This window comes from Ureibacillus terrenus, assembly GCF_006569205.1.
Taxonomy (GTDB): domain Bacteria; phylum Bacillota; class Bacilli; order Bacillales_A; family Planococcaceae; genus Ureibacillus; species Ureibacillus terrenus.
This window is the reverse complement of record NZ_VIGD01000002.1, coordinates 23,256-44,169: the sequence shown is the minus strand read 5'-3', so window position 1 is coordinate 44,169 and position 20,914 is coordinate 23,256. Positions and strand designations below refer to the sequence as shown.

20 protein-coding genes and 1 riboswitch are annotated in these 20,914 nt (G+C 43.1%); of the genes, 7 read left to right on the top strand and 13 right to left on the bottom strand.

Annotated elements, in window-relative coordinates:
- Positions 1 to 31 precede the first annotated feature (31 nt).
- Positions 32 to 922 (bottom strand): DMT family transporter, encoded by an 891-nt coding sequence (locus FKZ59_RS02235; protein ID WP_141601107.1) that lies wholly within the window; start codon positions 920 to 922, stop codon positions 32 to 34.
- Positions 923 to 1,118: 196 nt separating this feature from the next.
- Between FKZ59_RS02235 and FKZ59_RS02230 the strand changes: the two genes are divergently transcribed.
- Positions 1,119 to 1,349: a DNA-binding protein gene (locus tag FKZ59_RS02230; RefSeq protein ID WP_141601106.1), complete on the top strand. Its 231-nt coding sequence runs from the start codon at positions 1,119 to 1,121 to the stop codon at positions 1,347 to 1,349.
- 228 nt (positions 1,350 to 1,577) lie between these two features.
- Here FKZ59_RS02230 and FKZ59_RS02225 read toward each other — a convergent pair whose 3' ends face one another.
- Positions 1,578 to 2,564, bottom strand: a complete 987-nt coding sequence (locus FKZ59_RS02225) for a homoserine dehydrogenase (RefSeq protein ID WP_141601105.1) — start codon at positions 2,562 to 2,564, stop codon at positions 1,578 to 1,580.
- A gap of 274 nt (positions 2,565 to 2,838) precedes the next feature.
- Positions 2,839 to 3,228, bottom strand: coding sequence for a hypothetical protein (locus tag FKZ59_RS02220; protein ID WP_141601104.1), 390 nt, complete (start codon positions 3,226 to 3,228; stop codon positions 2,839 to 2,841).
- A 358-nt stretch (positions 3,229 to 3,586) separates the two neighbouring features.
- Between FKZ59_RS02220 and FKZ59_RS02215 the strand changes: the two genes are divergently transcribed.
- Positions 3,587 to 3,841 (top strand): hypothetical protein, encoded by a 255-nt coding sequence (locus tag FKZ59_RS02215; RefSeq protein WP_141601103.1) that lies wholly within the window; start codon positions 3,587 to 3,589, stop codon positions 3,839 to 3,841.
- A 73-nt stretch (positions 3,842 to 3,914) separates the two neighbouring features.
- Here the strand turns inward: FKZ59_RS02215 and FKZ59_RS02210 are convergent, their stop codons facing one another.
- A complete protein-coding gene (locus FKZ59_RS02210; RefSeq protein WP_141601102.1) occupies positions 3,915 to 5,213 on the bottom strand; it encodes an O-acetylhomoserine aminocarboxypropyltransferase/cysteine synthase family protein in 1,299 nt (432 codons plus the stop codon).
- Between the two features lie 110 nt (positions 5,214 to 5,323).
- A riboswitch (SAM riboswitch) is annotated at positions 5,324 to 5,427 on the bottom strand.
- A 146-nt stretch (positions 5,428 to 5,573) separates the two neighbouring features.
- On the opposite strand from FKZ59_RS02210, the gene FKZ59_RS02205 reads away from it, so the two are divergent.
- Positions 5,574 to 6,218: a glycerol-3-phosphate acyltransferase gene (locus FKZ59_RS02205; protein ID WP_141601101.1), complete on the top strand. Its 645-nt coding sequence runs from the start codon at positions 5,574 to 5,576 to the stop codon at positions 6,216 to 6,218.
- Between the two features lie 52 nt (positions 6,219 to 6,270).
- Here FKZ59_RS02205 and FKZ59_RS02200 read toward each other — a convergent pair whose 3' ends face one another.
- Positions 6,271 to 7,929 (bottom strand): amidohydrolase, encoded by a 1,659-nt coding sequence (locus FKZ59_RS02200; RefSeq protein WP_181733142.1) that lies wholly within the window; start codon positions 7,927 to 7,929, stop codon positions 6,271 to 6,273.
- Between the two features lie 315 nt (positions 7,930 to 8,244).
- Between FKZ59_RS02200 and nfsA the strand changes: the two genes are divergently transcribed.
- The 4 genes from nfsA (at position 8,245) to FKZ59_RS02180 (ending at position 12,411) form a co-directional block, all read left to right on the top strand.
- Positions 8,245 to 8,979 (top strand): oxygen-insensitive NADPH nitroreductase, encoded by a 735-nt coding sequence (gene nfsA, locus FKZ59_RS02195; RefSeq protein ID WP_141601099.1) that lies wholly within the window; start codon positions 8,245 to 8,247, stop codon positions 8,977 to 8,979.
- Positions 8,980 to 9,306: 327 nt separating this feature from the next.
- On the top strand, positions 9,307 to 10,536 hold the full coding sequence (pepT, locus tag FKZ59_RS02190; RefSeq protein WP_141601098.1) for a peptidase T: 1,230 nt from the start codon (positions 9,307 to 9,309) through the stop codon (positions 10,534 to 10,536).
- Between the two features lie 109 nt (positions 10,537 to 10,645).
- Positions 10,646 to 11,353: a Fe-S oxidoreductase gene (locus FKZ59_RS02185; protein WP_141601097.1), complete on the top strand. Its 708-nt coding sequence runs from the start codon at positions 10,646 to 10,648 to the stop codon at positions 11,351 to 11,353.
- Between the two features lie 191 nt (positions 11,354 to 11,544).
- Positions 11,545 to 12,411 (top strand): YitT family protein, encoded by an 867-nt coding sequence (locus FKZ59_RS02180; RefSeq protein WP_141601262.1) that lies wholly within the window; start codon positions 11,545 to 11,547, stop codon positions 12,409 to 12,411.
- Positions 12,412 to 12,520: 109 nt separating this feature from the next.
- Here the strand turns inward: FKZ59_RS02180 and FKZ59_RS02175 are convergent, their stop codons facing one another.
- From FKZ59_RS02175 to FKZ59_RS02140, 8 genes are all read right to left on the bottom strand, one after another.
- Positions 12,521 to 13,225 (bottom strand): GNAT family protein, encoded by a 705-nt coding sequence (locus tag FKZ59_RS02175; RefSeq protein WP_141601096.1) that lies wholly within the window; start codon positions 13,223 to 13,225, stop codon positions 12,521 to 12,523.
- A gap of 20 nt (positions 13,226 to 13,245) precedes the next feature.
- On the bottom strand, positions 13,246 to 14,361 hold the full coding sequence (locus FKZ59_RS02170; protein WP_141601095.1) for a mandelate racemase/muconate lactonizing enzyme family protein: 1,116 nt from the start codon (positions 14,359 to 14,361) through the stop codon (positions 13,246 to 13,248).
- Positions 14,362 to 14,380: 19 nt separating this feature from the next.
- Entirely contained in the window at positions 14,381 to 15,496 is a 1,116-nt protein-coding gene (locus tag FKZ59_RS02165; RefSeq protein ID WP_141601094.1) for a M20 peptidase aminoacylase family protein, read from the bottom strand.
- Between the two features lie 248 nt (positions 15,497 to 15,744).
- The gene (locus tag FKZ59_RS02160; protein WP_246045780.1) at positions 15,745 to 17,754 is read right to left on the bottom strand and encodes a TRAP transporter permease; all 2,010 of its coding nucleotides are present in this window, start codon (positions 17,752 to 17,754) and stop codon (positions 15,745 to 15,747) included.
- The gene (locus FKZ59_RS02155) at positions 17,714 to 18,253 is read right to left on the bottom strand and encodes a DUF1850 domain-containing protein (protein WP_141601093.1); all 540 of its coding nucleotides are present in this window, start codon (positions 18,251 to 18,253) and stop codon (positions 17,714 to 17,716) included. Before FKZ59_RS02155 ends, FKZ59_RS02160 begins: the two co-directional genes overlap by 41 nt.
- A gap of 67 nt (positions 18,254 to 18,320) precedes the next feature.
- On the bottom strand, positions 18,321 to 19,304 hold the full coding sequence (locus FKZ59_RS02150) for a TAXI family TRAP transporter solute-binding subunit (protein WP_408057419.1): 984 nt from the start codon (positions 19,302 to 19,304) through the stop codon (positions 18,321 to 18,323).
- A 291-nt stretch (positions 19,305 to 19,595) separates the two neighbouring features.
- The gene (locus FKZ59_RS02145; RefSeq protein ID WP_141601092.1) at positions 19,596 to 20,171 is read right to left on the bottom strand and encodes a superoxide dismutase family protein; all 576 of its coding nucleotides are present in this window, start codon (positions 20,169 to 20,171) and stop codon (positions 19,596 to 19,598) included.
- Positions 20,172 to 20,452: 281 nt separating this feature from the next.
- On the bottom strand, positions 20,453 to 20,893 hold the full coding sequence (locus FKZ59_RS02140) for a DUF2269 family protein (RefSeq protein WP_141601259.1): 441 nt from the start codon (positions 20,891 to 20,893) through the stop codon (positions 20,453 to 20,455).
- Positions 20,894 to 20,914: the final 21 nt, after the last annotated feature.

The following is a 20,914-nucleotide window of genomic DNA, read 5'->3' as shown; positions in this document are numbered from 1 at the left end:
AAACCGCTTAAAGTAAACATCCTGAGCAGCCTCATTCCAGCGAACTTGCCTTTTCCGTTTTCTTTGCCGCCTTCCCGCTTCCAAACGTCAACACGATGATGCCTCCGAGAAGCAGTATCACGCCAATCCAGCTAATCGGACTTAAATATTCCCCAACCAAAAAGACGCCCAAAAGCGCAGCCGTCAGAGGCTCTGCCAATGACAATGTCACCGCGGAAGAAGAGCTGATTTTTTCAAGACCCGTCAAATAAAATATGTATGCCATACTTGTCGAAACAATCCCCATAAAAAGCATTGGCCAAAAATTCTGCCCTTCAAACACCCAGGAAACCCCATCCCCGGAAAAAGGCAATAAGAACAGGGCGCATAACGTAAAGGTCATCGCCACGCTTGGCAATGTCTCCTCCCTTTCCGTCAATCGCTTGCTGAAATTGGTATAAAGAGCGAACATCATCCCCGCGCATAATGCAAGCAAGATTCCGAAAGGATGGACCTCCGTTTCCCCCCGGTTCGCAAACAGCAGTATGCATCCGATAATGGCAAGCAATGTCGCCATTCCCCAGACCCGGTCAGGACGGCGTTTGAAGATCACCCACTCCATTATTCCCGAAAACACCGGTGAACTTCCAATGGTGACGACCGTTCCGACGGCAACTCCCGCGAAACGGATGGACGTAAAAAATAAACATTGGAACAGGGCTATTGCCAAAGCCGCCAAAATCGTCCATCTCCACGACCATTTTTTGAAATGGATTCTTCTCATGACGAGGACCGCAATGAGCAATATACCTCCTCCGATTGCCGAACGGACACCCGCCACGGCAATCGGCGAGATGCCTTCCTGCAAAAATGTTTGGGTTGTCCCCGTCGTCCCCCACAAAATCCCTGCAAGCAACACAAATATATAAGGCAGCAGATTCATTGCAAATCCTCCCGTTAAAAATGCGATTACCGTAATGCTACCATAATTCCTCAAATCTGGCATCTTTTTGGATGGCGGTTAATACTCTCTTCTCTTCGTATCATAATAATGTAAAATTGAAAAGCGGGATGCCACTGTCCTTCCTTTGCCGATTGCAGTAATACCACAAATCCTAAATGAAAGGCGGGTCATCAACATGTATAAAACAGTGAGCGAAACAGCAAAAGACATTTCCATGCCGGAAGAAATGGTCCTGCGCTACATTTATGAAGGGCGCATCAAAGCCGTTCATGATGGTGAACAATTCCTCATCAACAGCGCCCAATTCGACACTTACCACGAACAATTGAAACGGTTGAAGGAAGAAATGGAATATTGGCAAAATACCCCCATACCTGAAGACTTGGATGTGAAAGACGAAGACTAGAAGCCTTTTTCATTCCGCTGATGAAAAAATAAAAGCACTATGCCAATGACACATGGCGCCTTCATTGAATGCAGCCATGTACCTTGGCATAGCGCTTTCTTGCAATCTTCAAATCTTGATCGCTTTGGACAGGAACAACCTCATCCATTCCAGATCCGGGCCAATTCCATTATAGAAAAAACGCTTCTTGAAAACGGAAAAAGAAAGTCCTTCAAGAAGCACAAACGATTATATCGTTACGACAAAACCCGCACGTTTGCCGATAATTTCTGCATAGTCTTCCACCATCACACTGGCGGTCGGATACATTCCGGCACCCGGACCAACCAATGTCAATGTTCCGATATAGTTGGTTTCCATTGTCACCGCATTAAATACATCATCAATCGGATACAATGGATGTTCTTTGCTTACAAGCATTGGTCCAACTTGGGCAAAAATTGTGCCATCCGGCAATTTTTCCACTTCTGCCACGTGGCGATAACGAAGCCCCTTTTCTTTTGCCTTTCTCACTTGCTCAGGCGTAATATCCTCGATTCCGACCACTTTCACTTCATCCCAGTTCGGCTGCTCGCCAAACGCCAAAGCCGATAACACCATCAGCTTTTTGAAAGCGTCTTGGCCGGAAATATCCATATAAGGGTCCGCTTCTGCATATCCAAGCGCCTGCGCCTCTTTCAATGCTTCGTCGAAAGACCATCCTTCTGCGCGCATTTTCGTTAAAATGTAATTGCAAGTACCGTTTAATATCCCTTGAATTTTTGAAATATCGTTGACAAGTAATAGATTTTTCATTGTTTTGATTACCGGCACTCCGCCCGCAACAGTGGCTTCATATCCGACAAACACGCCATGTTGTTTCGCCAGCTCCTGCAGCTCAAGTCCGTATTTGGCAAACATCACTTTGTTTGCAGTGATGACATGGCATTTGTTCATAATCGCTTTTTTCAAATATGTGTATGCAGGCTCCTCGCCTACAATCGCTTCGAACACCACTTGCAATCCTTTTACCGACAAACAATCCTCAATATTATCCGTCAATAGATGCCGTGTTCCGGGAACGCGCTCTTTGGATGTATCACGGACCAATATTTTTGCAACTTCCAATTCAACGCCCAATTTTTTTCGCAAATCTTCTCTTTTTTCGTTTAATATATGGTAAATGCCTTGACCGACCGTGCCAAATCCTAAGATGGCCGCCTTGATTGTTGCCATTATCTTTTCGCCTCCATCTTTCTTTCAATCAAAATTTCGCTATTTTGGTCAGCGAGTGTATCGTACACAAACGCTCTTTTCAGCAGATGAAAAAATCAATAATTTTTGAAACATACAGAAATTTTAACGTATATTTCGTAGGAACACAAGGGAATTCTACCCAAGATGGACATTTGTTTTCTTCAGAAGGTCATGCAATTATAATAATATAGCAAAATTCATTATTTTTGTAATAAAAAAAAGCCAGTACTTTTTGTACTGACCAGTCACTTGCTTATGATGCATTCATCCATAATCCGTTTCTATATTGATTTAAAATTTTTCTCATCAATTGTTCTTCTTCCGTTGAAAAGGCAGGAACTGCATAAGGTCTTCGGATCAATTGAAAATCTCCATATTTGAGGTACCATTCTTTTGCAGGCTCTGTAATCAGTCGCTCTCCATATTCTTTATATTCATCATGCACTTCTTTCACGACATATCCGTGCGTCAATAAAGAATACGTTTTCTCTCTATACGGACTATATCCAAAAACGCTTTCCCAGCGCTGCTTCACCACAGCCAGCAAATGCTGCAGCGCTTTTGCATTCACAAAAGTATTCGTTTCGTTTAACTCATATATGATATAAGCCGCAAAATTTTGGGCGCTGTAGACCTTTTTCATGAGAACCAGCTCCTTTATATGTTAAGGAGGAAAGCCCGTAAAAGGCTTTCCTTATAGTATAGGGGGGATCATCAAAACGATGGAATTAAATCATTCTCTTATTCATAATATACACGATTCCGCTTTAAATATCAAGTAATCTAATTAAATTACTAGGTTTTGTATATATAAAAAGGATGGGGTGTCATTCTATGAAAACAATCATCTCTTCCAAATGACAGGTCAGCACTTTAATGGATGGAATTTGTATTCAAATGGGAATACAGCTCCCACCAATCATAAAGCAAAGTGATCGGATGTTCGATGTTTCCGGCAATTAAGGGGCGTCGCTTATTATATTAGAACTGAGAAGCTGCGGATGGGCAGCACCATTGATCTTTCAATCGTTGCAAATGGGCAACTTTATAATCTTGTCTTTCTTAATCGGCCGCGAATGGGCGGCTTTCGGCTTTTGATGTTGGCTTCCGGAATGCCGCGAATGGGCGGCAATCCGGAATCAGGCTATTCACTGAAAATGGGCAGCTTTTCTCGCGATATCCATTTCGGTTCCATGCGACAAATGAGCCGGGAACCCTCCGTCTTTCATCTGCTGAGAAAGAGCTCCGTTGCCTGAATAAAACAGGACAGCTTTTTTTCAAATGAATATTGTTCCATCTATGCAAAGAGAGGGAGCGATAAATGATCCTTTAAGCTTTTACGCCAAATTCTGCTGCGGCTTTTGCCAAAGCTTGGTCTAAATCTGCGATAATGTCATCAGCATTTTCCAAACCGATGGATAAGCGGATGAGCTCTTCTCCTACACCGGCGATTTTCAATTCTTCAGGAGACAATTGTTGGTGAGTAGTTGAAGCCGGATGAATGATCAAAGATCTTGCATCTCCGACGTTTGCCACGTGAGAGAACAATTTCACATTGTCAATCACTACACGGCCTGCATCGCGTCCGCCTTTGATTCCAAATGTCACCATTGAACCGTAGCCGTTTTTCAAATATTTTTTCGCAAGGTTGTGAGATGGGAATGATTCATCTCCAGGATAATTCACGTATTCCACGTATGGGTGGTTTTTCAAAAACGCCACTACTTTTTCCGCATTTTCACTATGTCTTGGATAGCGGAGGTGAAGAGTTTCCAATCCTTGAAGGAAGCTGAACGCCGCATCTGGACCTAAAGTTGGACCCAAGTCGCGCAATAATTGAACGCGCAATTTTGTTGCAAAAGCTGCGCCTGCTGTATCGATGCCGTAACGGATGCCGTGATAAGTGTGGTCAGGCTCTGTGAAACCAGGGAATCGACCTTGTGTCCAGTCGAATTTTCCTGCATCTACCACAACGCCACCGATTGTTGTACCGTGGCCGCCAATCCATTTTGTTGCTGAATGGATAACAACATCTGCTCCAAAATCAATTGGATTGCATCCATATGGTGATGGGAACGTATTGTCGATGATTAATGGAATGCCATGTTCATGGGCAATTGCTGCTACTGCTTCAATATCTAAAATATTTAAGCTAGGATTTCCTACTACTTCTGCATAGATTGCTTTTGTTTTGTCCGTAATTGCTTTGCGGAAGTTTTCCGGATCTCTTTCATCTACAAATGTTGTTGTAATGCCCCAACGAGGTAATGTGTTAGCAAATAAGTTATATGTTCCGCCATACAATGATCCAGCAGAGACAATTTCATCTCCCGCATTGGCGATATTTAAAATGGAGAAGGCAACTGCCGCCTGACCGGAAGATAGAGCAACAGCTGCAGAGCCACCTTCTAGCAATGCCACACGTTTTTCAAACACATCGACTGTCGGGTTCATGATGCGGGAATAAATATTCCCCGGCTCTTCAAGAGCGAATAGTCTGCGTGCATGTTCCGTGTTTTTGAAAGCATAAGCCGTTGTGCGATAGATTGGAACTGCGATTGCACCTGTAACAGGATCAGGTTGCTGACCTCCGTGAAGTAACAATGTTTCAGGCTTGAATTCGGACATGATATTTCCTCCTAAATGTAGATTTGATGGAAATCGTTCGAGAAGGCACAGAAGATAAAACAAAAGCCCTCTTCGCATAAGAAGAGGGCGCTGTACACGTACATTTCCTCCTCTTATCTTTCAGACATAAGTCTGTAGGATTTAGCACCTTTGCAATTTCTTGCAGGTTGCCGGGCATCTTTGGGCCTATTCCCTCCGCCTCTCTTGATAAGAGTCATGATTTAATTTTCCATCGTTGGAATAACTATAAAACATAGTATGGTACTCTGTCAACTATTTTTTAAAATTTTTAAACTATTTTTCATTTAGTTGAGTATAATAGATGAAAACCGATTTTTCTATAAAAGGAGCCCAACTAAGATGATTAATGCATTGATCGGCTGTCTTGTGTCCGGATACTTCATCGGATGCATCCATGGATCCAATTTTGCCCAATATCTTTCCGGCGTGAATCTGAAAGAAAGCGGATACGGCAATGCAGGAGCTTCCAACGCCACCCTTACCCTTGGATGGAAATACGGAATCCTTGTCGGGCTTGTTGATATTGGAAAAGGGGTTTTGGCCGTTCTGCTGGCGAGGCATCTTTTAACCCACTACACTTCCTTTGGGACGGAACAAATTTCAATTTTGCTTTATTTGACAGGTGCGGCAGTGATTCTCGGCCATAATTTTCCCATTCATATGAAATTCCGGGGCGGAAAAGGAACAGCTTCCCTCATCGGCATTTTCCTTGCAATCAATTGGAAGTTTGGACTCCTTTCGGTGCTTGCCCTTGTCCTTGTCTCTTTCATCACCAATTATTTGCTTTACGGCGTGCTCGTTTTATATCTTGTTTTTGCCCTTTCCGCTTTGTTGTTTGAGCCTTCCATTTGGCCGTTCGTCATTTTGGCTTTCCTGTTTGTGATTGCATTGATTTTACATTCGGAAAATATTCAACGGCTGAAAGACGGCACAGAACCTACAATCCGCTCAGCTTTCAAAAAGCGGAACTCCAACGGTTCATAAAAAAGAATCTTCCAAAGGTGTTTTTCGTTCGCACCTGCGGAGATTCTTTGCTTTAATCAATTTGTGCTCCATCACGATATACCTCTTTCCCTTTGAAATATGTTAAAACGACTTTCGCTTCGCTAATTTCACTTGGAGCTATATTAAATAAATTTTTGTCCAATATCACAAAGTCCGCTTGTTTGCCTATCTGGATTTTTCCGATCAATTCTTCCTTTCCGATTTGCCTTGCCGCATAGACCGTATAGCTTCGAAGCATTTGCCTCAATGTGGCCTTTTCTTTTGGCCATAAAGGTTTTAAGTCATTGCCGTCTTCCGGATGAAGCCTTGTGATTCCCGTTTCAATTCCATACAGCGGATTCATCGGGCCAAAAGGATAATCGCTTGAGGATGAAACCGGCAATCCCCTTGCAAAATAACTCTTCATCCGGTTTAAATTCTTTAATGCTTCCGCCTCTTCGTTGACACCCATTGTGTCATACAAGGCGGAGGGTTTTACGGATGGAATGAGTCGAAGTTTCCTGAATGCCGCCAAATCCTCCCTGGTAACAAAAGACATATGGGAAACCGTGTGCCGAAAATTGCTTTTCCCGTTTCGCGCCCTGATGTATTCAAACCCTTCAAAAATTTCATCCAATCCGCCCATTGCCTGCACATGAATCCGGAATCCCTCCCGCTCCAACAGCTCCAACACGTTTCGGAACTTGTCTTCGTCCCAGGCAAAACTTTCTTCAAAGGCATTTCGCGTACTATAAATCTTTGCCGTTTGGATACTGTAATGTCTCCCTTGATAGGTTTCCCTCCACTTTTTTAATATTTCGATCTGTTCCGGCCCCTTGTCCGGATCCACATACAACCCCAACTCGTACGTTAGGGTCAATTGATTTTCCCGATCCAGCTCGTCAAAGGCTTGCAACAAATTTTCCGAGTTGTATCGGAAGGGGACGAATGCGGCTGTAATACCATTGGCGGCCGCTTCTTTCTGGAATGCCCGCAGCGCTTTTTTATATTGTTCTACCGTAAAGTCCGGCTGCGGCAAAGCTTGGACCACTATGTCCATGGCTTTCCCGCGGACGATTCCCGATGCCTCGCCCGTTTCTGTCCTGTTGATTTCTTCCGCTCTATCCGCATTTTTATTTAGAACGGAAAATTCCAATGCTTTGGAATTGACCCACAATTCATCCCGGTCATTCGAAAATGCGATAAAAGGGATATCTGGTACAAGCTGATCAATCAGTTTCCTTGGCGTTTGCCCACTCTTGTGGCTTGCTTCCGCCGTTACATCTTGATTCCAGCCGAACGCACGCACTTGCTTCAACCGGGGATGTTTCGCCCGATACGATAAAATGGCCTTTTTATATTGCTCAAAGGTTGAATACTCGCTTAAGTCCAGCGAAAACAATTCGTCCGCCTTTAAATAGGCATAGTTGTGGCCGTCAATAAATCCAGGCAAAAGCAACTGGCCGTCCAAAAGCAGCACTTTTGTTTTTGGCCCTTTAAATGCCTGCACGCCATCCCGGTCCCCCACATAAACGAACTTCCCTTTTTTCACCGCAATCGCTTCCACTTTCTCATCGGCCTTATCGGCAGTGAAAACTCTTATATTTTCAATTACCAAATCCGCCTGGACAATTTCATGATCAGCGGCCGTCCTAAAGGGGACGGTTGCCAACAATGCTATGGAGAGGATAGCGAAGATGTATCTTTTCATATATACCCCCGCTTCCGGCATACCAAATTTATTATTTCAATATAGGATTTTCATCTTTGAGAAATCCATGCATCTCATAAGTTCAAGAATTATTCAATGACCGGAAAATGCAGCCGCCCTCTTTCTTGGTAAAATAAAGCCAAATAATATTTTCCATCCTGACCCCGCCGTTTTGGATTCATCTTCATCACCACCATTAATAATTCAAATTTTTGCCATTTTTAATAGAATATAATATGATAGCCTTAAGGAGAAAAACGCCGCTTAATCAAGCGGTTTCTCAATGAAAACCAGTACATAAAAGGGGTGTAAAAATTGAGCGTAAAAGAATTGTTGCGCAGCCATACTTCAGTCCGGAAATATACAGGTGAAGAAATTCCGAAAGAAAAAATCATCGACTTGATCCAAACGGCGCAAATGGCCGCTTCTTCCCATTTTGTGCAAGCTTACAGCGTCATTTTGGTGACGGATGAAGAAAAGAAGCAAAAACTTGGAGAGCTTTCCAAAAACGAATTCCAATTCCAAACGGCAGGAGCCGCTTTGCTGTTTTGCGTCGATTTTAAACGTTTGGAAGCTGCCGGAAAAAAACATGGTGTCGACATCGTTGTAGATACGGCGGAGAATTTGTTGGTCGGCGTTGTCGATGCGGCAATTTTTGCGCAAAACTTCGTGGTGGCCGCAGAAGCGGAAGGATACGGCATCTGTTATATCGGAGGAGCAAGAAACAATCCGAAAGAAATCAGCGAACTATTCAATTTGCCTGATCACGTCTTCCCGCTCTTTGCGATGACGGTCGGCAAACCGACGAAACGAAACGAAACAAAACCTAGACTTCCGGTAAAAGCCATTTTGCATGAAAACGAATATGACGCCGATAAATACGACGCGCTTCTGGATGAATACGATGCCATCATGGAAAAATACTATGCTTCCAGAAGCTCCAATCAGAAAGTTTCCAACTGGACGAAACAAATGGCCGATTTCCTCAAGGAACATCGCCGTCCGTTCATCAAAGAATTCTTGGCTTCCAAAGGATTCACTTGGAAATAAAGTTTGTTGTCTATTAAAAATGTTTCTTCCCCTATTAGGCGGATTCATTTCCCCTAATAGGGGTTACAGCTTTTTAGGGAAAAGATTGATCAAAAACATTTTTACATGCAATACAATCCCTTGCCTTCCCCTGGATTTCCAACAGGAATTCCCAGGGTTTTTTTGCAATTTCGGCCTATGAACCGGGACAGAAGCGAAAATGGCCTGTATCGATTTATGGAAAAATGCAGACAGTTTGATATATTCTACAATTTCCGCAGCATTTCCCTCATCAGAAAAAAGGAAAAATGATACAATGGGGGCAGTAAAGTTGAAGGAGGCCTCGTCATGAAAGAAAAAGTGATTGAACGATTGATTCGATACGCCAAAATTGATACCCAGTCCGATCCGGAAAGCTCCTCCACCCCTTCCACAAAAAAGCAATGGGACTTGCTGAATGTTTTGAAAGAGGAACTGGCTGAAATTGGAATGACGGAAATCACGTTGGATCAAAACGGGAATCTGTTCGCCACATTGCCTGCCAACACGGACAAGCAAGTGCCAACCATCGGCTTTTTGGCCCATGTCGATACTTCCCCGGACTTTACGGGTGCGAACGCCCGGCCAAAGCGCATCGACAATTATGATGGCGGCGATATTCAACTCAATGAGGAAGTCGTTCTGTCTCCTAAGCAATTCCCAAATTTAAAAAATTATGTGGGACAAACATTGATTACGACCGACGGCACGACGCTTCTTGGGGCGGATGACAAAGCGGGCATCGCGGAAATCATGACCGCCATGGAATATTTAGTGGAGCATCCTGAAATCAAGCACGGAAAAATCCGGGTGGCCTTTACCCCTGATGAAGAAATCGGCCGGGGGCCCCATAAATTTGACGTGAAAGCATTTGGAGCCGATTTTGCCTACACGATGGACGGCGGCCCTCTTGGGGAACTGCAATACGAAAGCTTCAATGCCGCTCTGGCGAAAGTGAAAACCCGCGGAGTAAGCGTCCATCCCGGATCCGCCAAAGGCAAAATGGTCAATGCCATCACAATGGCAATCAAATTCCATAATTACATGCCGCAAGATGCCGTGCCTGAAAAAACGGAAGGATATGAAGGGTTTATCCACTTGATGAATTTCAATGGAACGGTAGAAGAAGCAACCCTCTCCTACATTATCCGCGACCATGACCGGAACAAATTTGAGGCGAAAAAGGAATATTTCCGGATGGTGGAACAACGGATCAAAGAAGAATACGGCGAAAACGCGATTGTTGTCGAATTGGAAGACCAATATTACAACATGCGCGAAAAGATTGAGCCGGTGAAAGAAATTGTCGAAATTGCCAAACGGGCCATGGAAAATTTAAATATTCAACCGGTCATTGAGCCGATCCGAGGAGGAACGGACGGATCACAGCTGTCCTATATGGGGTTGCCGACGCCGAATATTTTTGCCGGGGGCGAAAACATGCACGGCAAGTTTGAATTTGTATCCGCGGAAACAATGGAACTTGCCGCAAAAGTCATCATTGAAATCGTCAGACTTTTTGAAGAGGAGGCAAAATAAAAATTCTTGCGAAGCAGTAACGCTTCGCAAGTTTTTTCTTGGCATAGAATCGTTCCTGCGTCATGGAACCTTTCCCAAAACGATAAAACATGAACTCTGGGGTGATACAATGCCTGCCTTGACTTATGAACAACTGGCCTTTTTAAATTCTTACAGCATTTATACAGAAGAGCCGAAAACGCCTTTATTTACATTGGAAAATGTACATAAGGAATTTTTTCTTAAAGATTTTCTGAAACTTATGATGGAGATTACAAAAGCGGGGACAGAAGCGGCAGCGGTTTCCCATTTCGGCCGGCGCTACGGGATGTTTGTCGCCGCCCAATTTTATTTTCTCGCTGCATATGACGAAATTTGGGACGGCAAATTGGAAGACGTGCGGTATTTTCTTGTTCATGAATATGGAATCGATACACTCGGCACATACATTACGCCGACCGATTTCCGCTATGTAGATGAGAAAGAAAGAGAATATGTGATTTCAAAAATCCTGTATCAGGCCCACCAAGTGATCATGCAGCTCCGGGAAACGACAACCATCTCCCCGCTGACCCTTTGGGAGAACATTTTTGGATACATGTTATGGAATTATTATGAGTTGCTTCAAAATCCGCTTTTGGCAGACCGGGCTTTTGAAGATATTGAAATTCTGGAAGATTCGAAAGTTTGGCAGCGTTTCTCAAACAAATCCTGGTTCTATCAATATACCAACGGAAAAAGCCCGTTGGACCTCGTTAACAAACCGGTTCGGAAAAGCTGCTGCTTTTCAAAAGACATTCCCGGACTTGCGGCATGCGCTTATTGTCCAATGAAATAACTCGAAGGGATTTCCTGCTCACGGGTGATGTAAGAGCCGTCACTCCGATGAGTTTTGGAAATCTTTTTCTTTTTTTTGCATTATTAATTCTTAATTCAACAAAAATTTATGAGAACTTGCTGATGCAAGAGATTTTATTTTTTGATAAAATAAAAAAGCATTCTGTGAAGAAAGGATTGGAACGTTTATATATGCATGAAAATCAGGAACCTACTCTTCTAAGTAGAATTGTTAGCATCATCTTTATTGTCATCGGTGCATTCATTGCCGCTTATGGATTGGAAGCCGTCTTAATTCCGAACAACGTTTCGGACGGTGGAATTACCGGTATCTCTATTATGCTCTCTATCCTTACCCCGCTCCCATTAGGTCTTTTCTTGGCAGTCTTAAACATCCCGTTCATTTACCTCGGCTACAAATTAGTCGGAAAAACATTTGCCATCAACTCCATCATCGGGATTGCAACACTATCGGTTGCCACTTCTTTAATGCATCATATCCCTACGATTATCCATGATGATTCTTTGTTGGTTACCATTTCAGGCGGAATATTGCTCGGGATTGGCATGGGGCTGGCATTGCGCAACGGCGGCGCCTTGGACGGCACGGACATGCTGGCTGTGTTAATCAGCAGAAAAGTGCCTTTTTCAACAGGGGAAATCATCTTGGTCATCAATGTATTTATCTTCATTTTTGTAGGTTTCGTATTCGGCATTGAAGGGGCCCTTTCTTCAGCGATCGCTTACTACATTGCTTCAAAAGTCATCAGCATTATTGAAAACGGTCTTGAAGATGCAAAGTCCGTTACCATCATCAGCAAACATTCCAGAGAAATCGGACAAGCCATTATCCACCGGTTAGGCCGAAGCGTCACTTATTTAAATGGAATCGGCGGCTATGCCAATGAACCGGTCGAAATCATCTATTGCGTCATCAACCGGATGGAGGAAAGCAAATTAAGATCGATTGTGCGCCAAAAGGATCCGGATGCCTTCATCACATTTGATGATATTGCGGAAGTCCGCGGCGGCAGCTTCAAGAAAAGAAATATCCACTAGAACCAAAACAACAAGTCCCTTGGCTTGTTGTTTTTTAGTTTGGGAAATATAGGCCCTTATCTGCTTCCTTCTTTCCTTCCCAGTAAAAATGAAATAAAAAAGACTTGGTTTACCCCAAGTCTTCTGCCTCAACTTTTCTATATTCGACATACCAATCATCGCATTGGTGCTTGATGGCAACACCGATGTATCCGTTATGTAATAGATTCTTCTGCCCTTCAATGTCACCCATTGGAATAAGCACGGCTTCTTTTTTCAACTTTAGTTTTTTGCGCAACGGTTTGACAAAAATATACCGTAATTTCCCCCCGTATTTTTCCTTCAACGCCGCGATATGCATGCCCTGATGAAGCTTATCTTTTATGCTCGGTATATTATAAGGCATCACCGTTGCCATGACATAATCGAATTCCGAGTCATCAATTAGTTTCATGATGATTTTGGCCATTTTCTTTTGCAATCCATGTCCGCGAAATTCAGGATGCACGTTGGAAATTTCCTGATAAATGACCCGCTTTAAATCTTCCTCATTTAATCCTATATCTTTTCCAAGGTGCTGGTCATCAATTTCAGGGATGAGGAGGGCGCGAAAGGCGATCAGCCGATCACCGACAAAAACGCCGATGACGATTCCATTGCCCTTTAAAATATATTCGAATTCCTCAGCGGAGAGGGGCTCCAATATATCTTTATGGGGGAGTGCATCAACGACCGTCCGTTGGAGATCCAAAATTTGGGGCAGATCATCAACCTTCAGCTTTTTGACATGATAAGGAATATCTCTTAAAACGCCTTGTTCAATGATTTCACTCATTATAATAGCCACCTACTTTATTATTCAATCACGCAAGAATCAACCGTTAATTCGGACAATACGGCTTCATTCACTTCAACCCCTAATCCCGCCTTTTCATTCAGCTCGATAAAAGGGATATTGTAGCTTTTTTTCAAATCGCCGATATCTGTTTTAAATTTAAGAGGACCCGTCAGTTCGACACTTTTCACATTTTTTTTCGAAAAAGCCACATGAAAGCCTGCAGCCGATGCAATCGAGGATTCCACCATCGAACCGATTTGGCACTCAATGCCGCCCATCTCTGCCATCGCTATAAGCTTTACAGCCGGATAAATGCCGCCGCATTTCATCAGCTTAATGTTGGCTTTATCCGCCGCTTTTTTGGCGATGACTTCACGCATATCCCTTACAGAGCAAAGCCCTTCGTCAATCATGATCGGAATAGCGGATTTCGATTTCACTTCCGCCATTGCATCTATATCCTCCGCGCGAACCGGCTGTTCAAGCCAATCAATTCCAAGGGATTCCAGCTTGCGCACTGCTCTCAATGTATTTGAACTATTGACCCATCCTTGGTTGACATCGATGCGGATTGCAACATGCTCTCCAACACGCTGTCTTACGGCTTTAATTCTTTCGACATCACTTTCCACATCGGTACCGACTTTCATTTTGAAGGAACGATATCCTTCTTTCACTTTCTGATCCGCTTCCTCTGCCATTTTTTCAGGTTCATCTATGCTTAAGACATGGGTAACAGGGAACTTCTTGTGAAACCTTCCGCCAATCAATTGGTAAACCGGGACGCCGAGTTTTTTTCCCGTCACGTCAAAACAGGCAATATCGATGGCCGCTTTTGCACTCGGCACACCTTTTACAATGCGGTCCATTTTGTCGTGGATTTTTTCTATATGAAAAGGGTTTTCATTCAGCATAGCAGGTGCCAAAGAATGTTTGAGTACATGAAAAGTGGATTCAATTGTTTCCCCTGTCACATGTTCGTCCGGCACGCTTTCCCCCCATCCAATAAAACCTTCGGAAGTTGTCAATTTTACGATAATCGATGGCATTACCGGGAACGTACCGTAACTTACAATAAACGGTTTGACAAGCGGGAAATCAACCGAAAAAATTTCTATCTTCTGTATGTTCATGGATGCCTACTTCCTTCTGTTATTTATATTCTGTCGCATTGAATAATGTTTTAGCCAAAACTTTCGCGCCAATAATCAGCGCATCTTTGTTGAATGTCATATGAGGATGATGAAGGCCCGGCTTCAAATCCGCCCCGATGCCAATCATCGTCGCTTTCAATTCAGGTTTGGAAACCGTATAGAAATGGAAGTCGTCGCTGCCCGGCGTTTGCACCGGATCGGCCAGGAAGCCTTCGCCAACTGTATCCATGATGGCTTTTTCGGCAATTTTCTTCGCTTCTTCCGAAACTTCCGCCCCTGGTGTCTTATCATACCAATCCCAGACAATATCGGTTTCAAACAGTTTGCTGATATTTCGAAGGCCGTGTTCTACTTGAAATTGAATCGCATCTATTACTCTGTTTTTTTGCGCGCGAATATCTATAGAAAAAGTGGCATTTCCCGGAATGATATTTACGCTGCCTCCATCCGCCACGACTTTTGTCAATTTCACGCTGTGGGGCTCAAAAGGATTCAAATAAATGCTTTTCAACATTTGCTGTATGGCAACAATGACATCAATGGCATTTTTGCCCTGATGCGGCCTTGCTCCGTGGGCATCTACCCCCCGGACTTCCCCTTGCAGGAACAGCGCTGCTCCATGGTGAACGGCAGGGGATACTTTGCCGAAAGGAAGCTCCTCAATCGGCCTCAAATGGATGCCAAAGAGATAAGACACATCATCCACAATTCCGCGCTTTACCATCTCAATGGCTCCTCCGCCGACTTCTTCTGCCGGTTGGAAAATGAACCGGACCCGTTTCTTTAACGGGTAATCTTTGATTCTGAGCAAGGCGCCCAACACCATCGATATATTTGCGTCATGTCCACAGGAATGGTTGGCCCTCATTTCCCCGTCGACTTCCTGCCAAAGGGCGTCAATATCCGCTCTGACGGCGACCACTTCGTCCCCATTTCCAATTTCGGCAACCAGTCCCGTCATATCATTGAAACGTTTGTACGGTACTTTCAATTCATCCAAAATGGCTGCTATTTTATTGGTTGTTTGGTATTCTTTCCAGCTTACTTCCGGACAACTATGAAAAAGATCGAACCAACTAAATATGACCTCTTCATACGTTTTTACCTGACCCATATCCTTGCACCTCTATACTTTTGCTTACTCTATTATACAAAAAGTCTGACTATTTATTAATTGCTTTCGCCCACACCTTAACAAATACTTCACACATACAATAATCATTCGAACACTTTTTGTTCAAAAATTTATTTATTTTATATTATGCATTTATGATTTTATGCCTACTTCTTCCCCTTTTCCTTGAACAATTAAAATCTTACGTTTTATAAAAAAAAACCGCCTCATATCGAGGCGGATGAAATTTATCGGTTCTTGGCCATTTCCATTTTATGTTCCCCTTTATTTTTCGTAAACCATTGAATGGCAAACATGATCCCGAAAATGGCTAAACCGATGATGTCCGAAAGTGACTCCGGATAAACCATAAGGAGCCCTGCAACAATCAGGATGATCCTCTCAATCCAATTAATGCGGCGGTACCAGAATCCGATGACCCCTGCACCGATCGCAATCATGCCCATAATGGCTGTAAGCAGCACCCAAAGCACTTCCATGACTGTTACATCAATCATGAGCAGCTGCGGCGAGAAAATAATCATGTAAGGAATGATAAAGGCCGCAATGGCCAATTTTGCAGAATGAATTCCTGTCTTAATCGGTTCCCCTCCGGAAATGGCCGTCGCTGTAAAGGCTGCCAGTGCCACTGGCGGCGTGATATCTGCAATAATACCAAAATAGAATACGAAGAAATGGGCAGATAATATTGTTACAACCGGCACCGCTGATAACGGAACATCGGGTGCAAGCAAAGCGACGATTGCAGGGGCTGCTATGGTTGAAGTAATGATATAGTTTGCAGTCGTTGGAGCGCCCATCCCTAAAATTAAAGAAGCAATCATGACGAGGAATAAGGTTAATAAAACATTTCCTCCGGCAATTTCCACCAAACCGCTTGCCAGGCTTAAACCGAGTCCTGTTTTCACCACAACCCCCACAATTATGCCGGCACAGGCTGTTGCGGCAGCCACTCCCAGCGCTGTTCTCGCCCCGTCGGCCAAGGCGTCAATAATTTCTCTCAAACCAAACTTTACGTCCTTATTTAGAAAGCCCACGACAATGCATGCGAGAATTCCATACAATGCCGCATGAATCACAGGAATCCCTATCATCATGATAATGATGATCAAAACAAGCGGTGTCAGCAAATATAATTTTTTAAATACTTCTTTGCGATTTGGCAATTCTTCATCCGTCAACCCACGAAGACCCAATTTTTTTGCTTCAAAATGGGTCATAATCCAGATTCCGGTGAAATATAAAATTGCAGGAATGGCCGCGGATTTCGCAATATCCCAATACGTTACGCCACGGCCGATAAATTCGACCATCAAGAATGCCGCTGCCCCCATGATTGGCGGCATGATCTGCCCTCCGGTGGAAGCGGCCGCTTCAACGGCGCCGGCGAATTCCCTTTTATATCCGAGCCTTTTCATCATAGGAATCGTATAAACACCGGAAGTAACGACATTTGCCACGGAGCTGCCGGAAATCGTCCCTTGCAAAGCGGACGAAAATACCGCCACTTTGGCCGGTCCCCCTACAAGCTTGCCGGCAACAGAGATGGCCAGGTCGTTAAAATACTCCCCTACGCCGGTCTTTACTAAAAAAGCTCCGAACAATAAGAAGGCAAAGATATAAGTCGCCGATACGCTGATTGGCGTACCCAAAATCCCGTCTGTAGAAAAATACATCAAATTGACAAGCTGTTCCAATGATTGTCCGCGATGGGCCAAAAAATTCGGCATGTAGGGGCCAAAGATGGCATACAATAAAAAGAGTATTGCAATCACCACAATCGGCAATCCTACCGTTCTTCTCGCGGCTTCCAAAACCAGCAGGATCACCAATCCGCCAACGATAAAATCCAACTGATTGATTGTTCCTAAACTAGTAACAAGCCTTTCATAGTTAAGCGTCCAATAGATGCCGCAAATTGCCGCTATAAGGGCCAAAATATAATCATAGAAAGCGATTCTTGTTTTCAACCCTTTTTTTCTGGGCGGAAACAGCAAAAAGATGATGGTCAGCGCAAATCCGAGATGGATGCTTCGCTGAATATATGCAGTAAAAGCGCCAAAAATGGCAGTATATAATTGGAATAATGAAAAGGCGAGAAGTATGCAGTACACAACCCATTTCATTATTCCTCCCAATTGTCTAAAGTTTGATTCCGTATCGAATTTTTCCAACAGCTCTTGTGCCAGCTGTTCTTCATTCAGCTTGTCTTGATTCCTCATTTCCACGGCTTTCATATTCCATTCGCACTCCTTTCATTTTGTCATAAAGGGAGACGCTTCGGATTTCGACGGTGTAAGAACTTCCCCGCTGAAGAATTTTCTTCAAATCATATTCCCTGCCGCCGTAGTAAAACACCAAATCCATATTGATATCTCCAACATAGAGAACAAAATTTTCCACTATCCTATTTGTATAAAGCTTATAAATACCATCCTCATATAACAATGTTTGCCCTTCTTCCGCATGAGCCGGCATCCCGACAGCCACGTCTTCATACTCCATCGAAACCATTTTGATTTTGCCATCGACGACTTCATATGTTTCCAAAACATCCGTTAGATGAATCGAATGGATGAAACGTATTTGAAAAATTCTATCTTCACCTAAATTTATGTAGTACATCGATGGTCGTTCCGTTTTTGTTTCGGTAAAAGAAATGGACGGAAAAACAGGCATAAATAAGAATATGGCAAAAACAGCAGATATAACAATCAGAGTCACTATTATTCTCATCTTACCGCCCCATATATAAAGGGCCTGAAGAAGCATCCGCCTTCAAGCCCTTCACCACGCTCATCAATTACTCTTCGAAATATTTTTTCGCGCCGGGATGCACGTCAATGCCAATACCGTCTAAAGCGGTTTCTTTCTTAATGAATGCCGCTTTGGCGTGGCCGATTTTGTCTGTATTTTCATAGATGGCTTTTGCAATTCCGTATGCCACTTCATCAGGCAAATCTTTTTTCACCGCAAGCATTGCAAGCACCGAAACAGTCGGCACATCTTCAGATAGGCCGTAAGTGCCTTTCGGAATCACATCTTCTGTATAATATGGGTATTTTTCGATCAATGCTTTCGCTTTTTCAGGATCTACCGGAATAATCACCACATCCGCCTGTGCACCCAATGATTCCACAGCGGCTGTCGGATAGCCGGCAGTAATGAATGCCGCATCAATTTGTCCTGTTTGCAGGCTGTCCACGGATTCACCAAAGTCCAAGTTCTGAGGCTGAATGTCGTCCATAGTTAAACCGTGCACTTCCAGCAATTGTTCCGCGTTTGCATAAGTGCCTGAACCCGGAGCTCCTACCGAAACTTTTTTACCTTTTAAATCTTCAAAAGATTTAATGCCCGATTTTGCAGTTGTGACCAGCTGCACTGTTTCCGGATAAAGAGCGCCGATTGCCACCAGATCTTCCATCGGTTCCCCTTCAAACATTAATTGGCCGTTTTTTGCATAATAAGCAATGTCCGTTTGCACGAAAGCGATTTCAGCATCGCCCGCTTTCAAAGCATTGATGTTTGCAGTGGAGGCTTGTGAAACTTCGGCAGTCGTTTTAATGCCCGTTTCGCTTGTAATCAATTCCGCAAAAGTACCTCCCAATGCATAATAAGTACCTTGTGTACTACCGGTTACCAAGCTCAAAAATTTAATATCGGCTGATTTATTTTGATCCCCCTCTGTTGAACCGTCGCTGGAGCTTTCATTACCTCCGCACGCACCAAGCAGCATCAGCAACATAATGCTAATAAAAGTAAAAAATAAAATTTTTTTCCTTTTCAAAATAAAACTCCCTCCTCTTTGTGTAACCAAAACAAATGTCTTAATACAGTACAATTGTAACTATTACATTTTGATTATGTCAAATATTTTAATAGAATAATAGAGTTTTAAAGAGAATATTATTTTATTTAAATAGAATTTTTATCAATCCTTTTCATTTCAACCCGATTAACCTCTGTTATAATACAATGTTTTTTTAATAAATTTCCAAAAAACTATTCTTTCACTCTTCATTTTGCAAAAAAATTTCGGGTTGCCTTTCGGATGAAACGGCAACCCTGAAAAATGATATTAATTTGATTCTATGACTCCGCAGGCAATACGGGCGCCGGACTCGCCCGATGGATCGGTTTTATAATCATCCGGTTTTTCATGTAAAACTACGGAGCTTCCATCTTCATCAAACAATGAATTTTCTCTGTCTTTTTGCAGCGTAATATTTTTGACGAGGAACACCACATCGACCTTTCCATCCTCATTCGGGGCTATGTTAGGCAAATCTCCCGCATGAAAGCCCCTTGGATTTTCAAAACCGTGCTCTCTGTCCAAAGGATTAAAATGGCTTCCCGCTGATTCAAAGCCCGGTTTTTCACATTTCCCCACTTCATGAATATGGAAACCGTGTTCCCCTTTCGGCACATTTTCCATTTTTACATGAATTCTTACACCTTCCGAAGTTTCGGTAAACTCAACCGTGCCCACTTCCTTTCCTTTTGTATCAATCATATCGGCTTTTGCCGTCAATGCAGGTTCCGCATTTGTCGGGATTTGTTCCGCATCCTTGTTCTGCGCTCCAAACCAGCCGCATCCTCCCAAAAATATGAGAAGCATGCACAAGGATAAATAACCTATTTTAAATTTTTCCATGCTCGAACCTCCTTTACCAGAAGTTTCGTCAATTTTTTGGAAAAATATTCATAAATTTTAAATGATAGTAAATCAATGAAATTGAATCCAAAACGAGAACTGTTTTCCATCGTTTCGCGAAAAATAAAAAGCGGATTGGAAAACTGACCGTTTTCTCAACCCGCTTTTGAAGTGCATGAAAATTCCCTTCGCCGTAAACACGTAATATCAACAAAATGGTAAGTACCATTTCTTATATTTTATCATATGAATAATATTACAATCTCTTCAAAATTCATTTTTTACCATAGCATTGGCTTGGCTACCATCAGCCATAGCATGATCAACAGCAATATGATATATTTCCAGGCGGCCTTCCGCAACTTCACAATAAAATCTTCCTTTTGAAACCCGCTTGTTCCGAAAGTTTGCAAAGTCGGTTTGAAAGCTTTTGCCAAAAATACAATGGACAGAAACATGACGGCAAGGGTGAGAACAATCCAGGAATCTTTCCATGTCCATCCGGTGATGATGACGAGAATTGCTCCGGAAATCACAAGGACATGGCCGGCATGCTTTACGACATCGATGGCCAATTTAAAGGAATTCACATACCCGGCCATTTCTTTTTCATCGGCTTCCTCCATTTTCTTCGTTATTGGAATTAATGTCACCAAAGGGCCTATTGAGACGACCGCACTTAAAACATGAATGAATAAAAAAATCGTATGCAGCATATCCATCACATCCATTTCCTCTTCTTG